Here is a 7,054-nt window from a genome sequence, read left to right on the forward strand (position 1 = left end):
AATTGACGAAAAAGCCCTGTTTGAGGAAAAACAGAGGGAAACCCTTGGCAAAGTGCTAAAACGCGAAATCAGCGCAAAAGACGCGAATCTAGACCTGGATTTTATGCAGCGTAATCTCAAACAAGCCGAAATAAACCTGACCAAGCACCACAAACATCAAAACGAGTTCAATCAGCACCTTGCCCAGGAGATCGTGAAAAGCGGACTCAAGCAAAGTCATGACAAATTGCAAAGCCTGGTTGATCAACACAACGAATTAACCCAGAACAAACCCTTACTGTTTGGAAAAAAAGCCTGGGAAGCCCAACGTGATGAGATCTACCAGGAACACAAAAAGTTGAAAGGTCAGCATGAACACCAGAAAAAACATGGTGTGAAGGATTTATTGGAGAATGAAAAGTTCAAAGAACATGCCTGGAAGCAGTACCAACAACAACATCCGGCCAAAGCCAAGCAATACCAGACTCTATACCTATCCTATCAAGTCATTAAAAAATGTGTGGATGAGATCAAAGCAGAACAACAGATGAAACTCAGACAACAACAACAGCTCAAAGCACAGCAGCATGCGCCTAAAATGAAATCTCGTGGCATGAGTCGCTAAACAGAGCGAGTGTCTACGAGCGAACTGAGAAAATTTGCCCATCCCTTTCCCTGATTACAAGCTCCCTATCCATCAATCACCTGCATAGCAGAGCATCCCGAATGGGTGCGAACTTTCCAAGCTTGATTCCTAAACCGAGCGTAGCGAGAAAAAAAACTCATGAGCGAAGCGAATTCCGAGCTGCTTTTGATCTTGCTTTTGCTTTTTCTCAAATTCACGAAAATATGAAGCAAAAATTGCCCCAACGAATCGAGCGAAAGCGAGATTCAATAGAGTTTGAGCGAAGCGAAAACCAAGGGCAATTTTTCATGAAATATGCTTTTAATTATTTTTAAAGTTTTTAAATGTTTTTAACTCGACTGAATCCTTTTATTTATAAGGCTTTCAAGCTTTATATAGCAACGTTTCCTCGGTTATATAGCAACGTTTCCTCGGTTATATAGCAACGTTTCCTCGGTTATATAGCAACGTTTCCTCGGTATTTGACAACAAATATTTATTATGTTGTTATAGCAACACAATAAAATTGTTGCTAAATAGAATGACATGACAGACTTAGTCGTAAAATCTAATAAACTTGTACAAGCTTTACAGACACTTACTTTAAGCGAAACCCGTTTACTTCAGCTCGCAATTGTAGACGCTCGTGAGACTGGACAAGGATTATCAACAGATGAACCTTTAGAATTAAATGCTCTTAGATATGCTAAAGCATTTAACGTTTCTCCAGATGCAGCTTATTTAGCATTAATTGAAGCAGAAGATTCTCTTTTTAAAAGACAATTTACGATTACCAATGAAGATGGAACTTTAACAAAAAGTCGCTGGATTCAAGATGCTAATTATCGGAAAGGTGAAGGAAGAATTTTAGTTACCTTAACTCGTGTGGTAATTGAACATGTCACTAAAATAGATGGGTTTGAACAGTATTTTACTAGTTATCATTTGAAAAAAACTGCTGACTTCAAAAGCGTTTATGCAGTACGTCTTTATGAGCTCTTAATGCAATGGAAGTCTGTAGGGAAAACGCCTGTTTATGAATTAAATAAATTTCGTAGCCAACTTGGTATAGGTGTTAACGAATACACTCGAATGGAAGCATTTAAGAGACGTGTTTTAGATATTGCAGTAGATCAAATCAACGAATTTTCAGATATAACTGTTAAATACGAACAGCATAAAAAAGGTCGTTCAATCTCAGGATTTTCTTTTAGCTTTAAGCCAAAGAAAGCAACTATTCGATCTATAGAAACTAATAGAGACCCTAATACAACTGATCTGTTCTCGAGAATGACAGATAAGCAACGCCACTTATTCGCTACTAAACTTTCCGAACTACCAGAAATGGGTAAGTATTCTCAGGGTACAGAAAGCTATCCACAATTCGCTATACGTATTGCTGAAATGCTTCAAGATAGTGAAAAATTCCAAGAATTATTCCCTTATCTTCAAAAAGTTGGCTATCAAGCTGCCTAAAATTTATACTTGATCATTTGTCTATTAGGCAGTCTAATAGACAACAACTTTTGACAGAGTTAGGCATAGATTTACAGCATGAAAAGCCTTACAGTTCTTGAGCTTTCTAAGCTTTACAATATCAATAGACAAACGATTTACAACAACATAAAGAAAGGAATTTTAAGTAAAAATTCTGATAATAAAATTGATCTGGCTGAAGCTATCCGTGTTTTTGGCGAACCTTCAAAAAAACTAGATGTAAAAGAGTCTGTAAAAATAGACAGTCCAAATTCGGCAGAAGTTTTACTACTTAGGCAACAGATAGACATGCTGAAAAATCAGCTTGATGATGCAAAAGAGCGTGAATCCTTTTATCAAAATCAAATTGAGACGATGCAACGTCTACTGGAAGCACCCAAACCAAAGATTCAAGACCCTAGTGAACTCGAACTCCCTCAATCAGCTCCCATTGTAGAAATGAAGGAAGAGGTAATAGTCGTTCCAGCTAAAGATGACGGATTGACTACTCCAGAGAACAAACGTATCCCTGTCCCAGAACACGTTGAGCCTGAACCTAAAAAGAGAGGCTTCCTGAGCCGTTTTTTCCTTCCTTATGGTTAGCCAGGACTCCAATTTTTTGATGAGCCAATTTCAGTGCAAACACATGAAATAATGACTCATCAAAAAACCGGATGAGGTTTATTAAAACTGAATAAAACCGTGAAACATTGATCAAAAAGCAAGCGTGGAACATAAATAATCAATAAAAAGCCGTTCTGGTGCCCTATACTCCAGAACGGCTTAATTTAATATACTGATATATAATAAGAAATATCAAGCATTTCGTATAAGGTGTATTATGTTAATTTTAGGAAATCTGAAATATAATTTTATTCGACAGAGCACCAAGCATTAACTCCTATTTTACCAATCATTTTTAAAATCATTATTACTATAGGTGTCAATAAGGCAGAAGCTATGCCTAAAAAATCACCAACAGCTAATGAAATTGCAGTAACAGTAGTAGAAGCAGACTTATTAATTCCACTGGTTAATTTTTCTCTTTCAATCTTATATTTCTCATCACCACAAATAAACTTCCTTATTTCTGAAATTATTCTATCAAAATAAGGGGATGGATCACTCGATGTACCTCCAAAATTTCTCATTTCAACAGTTTTTGGAGCTAACCATATTTTAGCTGCTTCTTCTTCACCAACCGAGTTAATTAATGGTAGCAATACTTCCTTTTGAAATGGCTTTAATAGGCCTATTAACTCATTATCTGAAAAAATAAAATCATTCATTAAAACATATCCTTAATATATTCAGCAGATATTATCTGTGTTGTTTGATTAAGTTCAGCAGGATTAATTCCACCTACCATTACTCCAGAATTTGGAGCATATGTTCCAATCAAAACACCTACAATTTTATTTAATTCTTGCGAAAATATTACAGAACCAGATTGACCAGGTCTTGATTGAATATTTAGAACAGCATATTTACTTTTAATATTATGTGAACTCAATAAAATTTTTGCCCCAATATCAGTAGATTGATAAGTCCAAACTCTTCGACCTTCTGTACAATGAGGATAGCCGAATATTTGCACTCTATCTCCAACGCTAATCTCATCAAGCGAACCAATATTCGATGCAGATAAGTCAAATTCAGCACCATCTTTTAATTTCAGTAATGCTAGATCTCGAATTGGGTCAATTTCGCTAATTTCTACATCAATTGGTAGACAAGATGTATCTGACAAATCTTGATATTCATCCAAATCTGTTAAATGTGGAAACAGAATAACTAATCCTTTGTCATTATCATCAACCACATGTCTAGGAGTTATTAATAGATCGCCTCTTACAAAAAATGCTGTTCCTAACATTGAAACACCATTAGGGCCTAATCTCCCCACTACAACTACTGACTGTGAAAATGATTTCATCCATACGCCTCTTTTAAAAGAATTATTTAAATTTTAAAAAAATCAATATATTAAAATAATAATTTAACATACCACTTTCTTATTCGAAATCTAAAAACTGGATTTTTCTACCAAATCACTGTCTATTTAACATAATGGTTGTTATAAGAAATTAGTAGTTTCCATTACTATCATTTAGTCTTAATTTGATTAGACCAACGATAATACTATCATTTAATTATCGCATTAAGTTTAATGATAGATATCGAATGCTATTGGGCTCTTTATCATTCAGCTATAGATTACTGATAATAAAAAATTTATCGAATGACATTAAGATCGGATACTAATTATATTTTTTTTATAATATGCTTATTAAGATTGATGTTTTCTTAGAGGTTTTTATGTTAGGTAAGTTGGTTTCTCTTGTTGTGGAAGTTTTTAAGTCTTCTAAACAAGATTCTGATAAGTGGGAAAATGTAAGAAATAAGTATAAGGACTTGGAAAACGAACTTCATGAAGAAGCAGCTCGCAATCAAGATAAAATGGAAAAGCTACGAGCAAAGAAAATGCAAGAAAACTCCAAAAAATAATTTATCTGCTTATGTTTCCACAGATATTACCTATTTTGAATTTACCATATCCTTATATTATTAATTACTAAAGAGATTCAATAATGGCATTGAGTAGTAATCAGCTAAATGAAGAAGGCAAGGCAGGATGTGTATCTTGTAGAAGAACAACGTCTATAAATGCTCTAGAAAGTTGTGCCTGCTGCGATAGATTTGTATGTAAATCATGTGCAACTTACAGACGTCAAGGCAACCCCTATGGATACGTATGTAAGTCATGCTATCAAAGACTTAAATAATAACTCTATTGTTTAATATAAAATCCCGAAATCATGTTGATCTAAAGTTCTTTATTGCTTTGATCACATGATCCCCCAATTGCTGAGTATTTTTAGGATTTCCAGCTGAATTATTTAAAGAGACATTTAAAGGGAGTGCTATCTGTCTCAAAATTTCTTTAGCTGATGGTTGTTTTTCACCATCCTTATAAACTTCAATTCTTGCATTTTCATATTGTTTTATCTCATATCCATCATAAAAAATATTATTTAAAATCAATAACTCATGATTATTTTCAACTTTCACTTCTGTTTCAGTAGGAACATTTAACCCTATATTTATTTTTGAATTAGCTAAAAGTATTTTATTATAAATACCTAAAATATATTTCCCTTTGTATTCTCGTGACTTAGCCTGAAACTGCTCCATATTTAAGTCATAGACTACTTCAATACAGAGGTCCTCTGGGTTAATTCTTAAAACAATAATTCTGTCCACTAACTCAATCGTTTTAAGATTAAAATCTACATGACTTGCTGTAGTAACAGTCTTAACAGAAATTCTTTGTCCAGTACTGGAAACTACATCATAACCTCTCTGATTAACTGAATCAGCTAATTGCCCTAAGGTCATCATAGCTACATAAAGTTCCCCAATTCTTCCTGTTAAATGCCTTAATTCTGCAATAGGCATTCCCCAAGAGAGTTCTTTTTCAAACCATTCAATAGATTCACCTAAAGACTTAATAATATCGAATTGGCTCAATGCCATGATTAATTCCCTATCACTTATAAATTAAAGAGCTTACGATCACGTTCATCAGTCAAATACTTGTCCATCTGAGCAATCAGTTTTGCCTTGGCATGTTCATCATCTTCGGTGATTTTTAGCATGCAAGATCCGATCAAAATCTTACGTCTGGTATCATCCTTTCGAGCCTGTTCTTTCTCTTTGGCTCGTTCTCTTGCCAGTGCTGCCTGTCTTTGAGCCTTTAACTGCTTTAGCTTTTCTTCCTGTGCCTTGATTTTGCTGTCTAGTGTTTCAGTAACGCTCATTAATCCAATACCATCATCCTGGGAAACCATCCCTAACATAAGCGCACTTGAATATGCATTCAAGGTGCTATATGTATAGTAATGTTTTCCTCGAAGAGCGCACTTATGCAAACTTCGTTTGCAAGTACGATTGGGGTCTCCCCAATACCCCGACAACCGTATTCACGGTTGTATTTCACTACGTGAAAATTTAAAAGCGAAAAACAGGCATGGCGATTTACCACTTTTCAGTCAAAACCGTAGCACGATCAGCAGGGCGTTCTGCCACTGCTGCAATCGCCTATCGGGCCGGTGAAAAGATCTATTGTGAACGTGAAGGCCGGGAACATGATTACAGCCGAAAAACTGGCGTGGAATATAAAGAGGTTTATTTACCCAAAGACGCACCAGAGCATTTAAAAAACCGGGAAAGACTCTGGAATGAAGTAGAACAGCGAGAAACACGAAAAAACTCGACAGTTGCCCGGGAATTTGTAATCGCTTTTCCAAGTGAATTAAATCAGGAACAACGCCTGGCCATGCTCGAAGAACTATGCGCCAGTATCGTGGACAGACATCAGGTGGCTGTCGATGCCTGTATCCATGCCCCGCATACTGGATCCGGCAGCGATGAACGCAATTATCACGCCCATATCCTGATGAGCACACGCAAGCTCACTCCCGAAGGTTTTACCGAGAAAACCCGGGAACTGGATCAGAAACACAGTGGAGAAATCGAACACTGGCGGAAACACTTTGCCGATATCTGCAATATGCACCTGGACATGGCCGGATACACCGCCCGAGTCGACCACCGCAGCTACAAGGACCAGGAGAATGGTCTGGAAGCCACCCTGCACGAAGGGCCGAAAGTCACCGAACTGCGCCGAAAAGGGATTGAGACCGAAATCAGCCGTAGTAATGATGAAATCAAACAGAGAAATCAGGCGCAGCTGCAATACGGCAAAAATATGGATCTGCTGATTGCTGAAAATGAGATAAAACTTAGTGCATTGAAAACAGAACAGCAGACTCAGATTGAAAATAGTGCTAAAACGCCACCAATTGACGAAAAAGCCCTGTTTGAGGAAAAACAGAGGGAAACCCTTGGCAAAGTGCTAAAACGCGAAATCAGCGCAAAAGACGCGAATCTAGACCTGGATTTTATGCAGCG

At 36.6% G+C, this 7,054-nt stretch carries 10 protein-coding genes; 6 read left to right on the top strand and 4 right to left on the bottom strand.

The window, feature by feature from the left end:
* The 4 genes from WFH18_RS16035 to WFH18_RS16050 form a co-directional block, all read left to right on the top strand.
* A partial coding sequence (locus WFH18_RS16035; protein ID WP_336755244.1) for a hypothetical protein occupies positions 1-604 on the top strand: 604 nt, incomplete at its 5' end.
* A gap of 101 nt (positions 605-705) precedes the next feature.
* Entirely contained in the window at positions 706-939 is a 234-nt protein-coding gene (locus WFH18_RS16040; protein WP_336755246.1) for a hypothetical protein, read from the top strand.
* A 211-nt stretch (positions 940-1,150) separates the two neighbouring features.
* Entirely contained in the window at positions 1,151-2,080 is a 930-nt protein-coding gene (repM, locus tag WFH18_RS16045; RefSeq protein WP_000131200.1) for a replication initiation protein RepM, read from the top strand.
* A 78-nt stretch (positions 2,081-2,158) separates the two neighbouring features.
* Positions 2,159-2,683: a plasmid replication DNA-binding protein gene (locus WFH18_RS16050; RefSeq protein WP_071212541.1), complete on the top strand. Its 525-nt coding sequence runs from the start codon at positions 2,159-2,161 to the stop codon at positions 2,681-2,683.
* A gap of 269 nt (positions 2,684-2,952) precedes the next feature.
* Here WFH18_RS16050 and WFH18_RS16055 read toward each other — a convergent pair whose 3' ends face one another.
* Positions 2,953-3,369 carry a hypothetical protein gene (locus WFH18_RS16055; protein WP_336755248.1) on the bottom strand — a complete coding sequence of 139 codons (417 nt, stop codon included), beginning with the start codon at positions 3,367-3,369 and terminating at the stop codon, positions 2,953-2,955.
* Positions 3,369-4,016 carry a S1 family peptidase gene (locus tag WFH18_RS16060; protein WP_336755249.1) on the bottom strand — a complete coding sequence of 216 codons (648 nt, stop codon included), beginning with the start codon at positions 4,014-4,016 and terminating at the stop codon, positions 3,369-3,371. Before WFH18_RS16060 ends, WFH18_RS16055 begins: the two co-directional genes overlap by 1 nt.
* Positions 4,017-4,399: 383 nt before the next feature.
* On the opposite strand from WFH18_RS16060, the gene WFH18_RS16065 reads away from it, so the two are divergent.
* Positions 4,400-4,588 (top strand): hypothetical protein, encoded by a 189-nt coding sequence (locus WFH18_RS16065; protein WP_336755250.1) that lies wholly within the window; start codon positions 4,400-4,402, stop codon positions 4,586-4,588.
* Between the two features lie 309 nt (positions 4,589-4,897).
* Here WFH18_RS16065 and WFH18_RS16070 read toward each other — a convergent pair whose 3' ends face one another.
* Together WFH18_RS16070 and WFH18_RS16075 are read right to left on the bottom strand one after the other, a co-directional pair.
* Positions 4,898-5,617, bottom strand: coding sequence for a DUF6998 domain-containing protein (locus tag WFH18_RS16070; RefSeq protein WP_336755251.1), 720 nt, complete (start codon positions 5,615-5,617; stop codon positions 4,898-4,900).
* Between the two features lie 17 nt (positions 5,618-5,634).
* Positions 5,635-5,901 carry a mobilization protein gene (locus WFH18_RS16075; RefSeq protein ID WP_155858050.1) on the bottom strand — a complete coding sequence of 89 codons (267 nt, stop codon included), beginning with the start codon at positions 5,899-5,901 and terminating at the stop codon, positions 5,635-5,637.
* A 209-nt stretch (positions 5,902-6,110) separates the two neighbouring features.
* On the opposite strand from WFH18_RS16075, the gene mobQ reads away from it, so the two are divergent.
* Positions 6,111-7,054: MobQ family relaxase (gene mobQ, locus WFH18_RS16080; RefSeq protein WP_336755253.1), on the top strand; the 944-nt coding region annotated here is incomplete at its 3' end.

Source organism: Acinetobacter sp. USHLN143 (assembly GCF_037145695.1).
Lineage (GTDB): Bacteria > Pseudomonadota > Gammaproteobacteria > Pseudomonadales > Moraxellaceae > Acinetobacter > Acinetobacter fasciculus.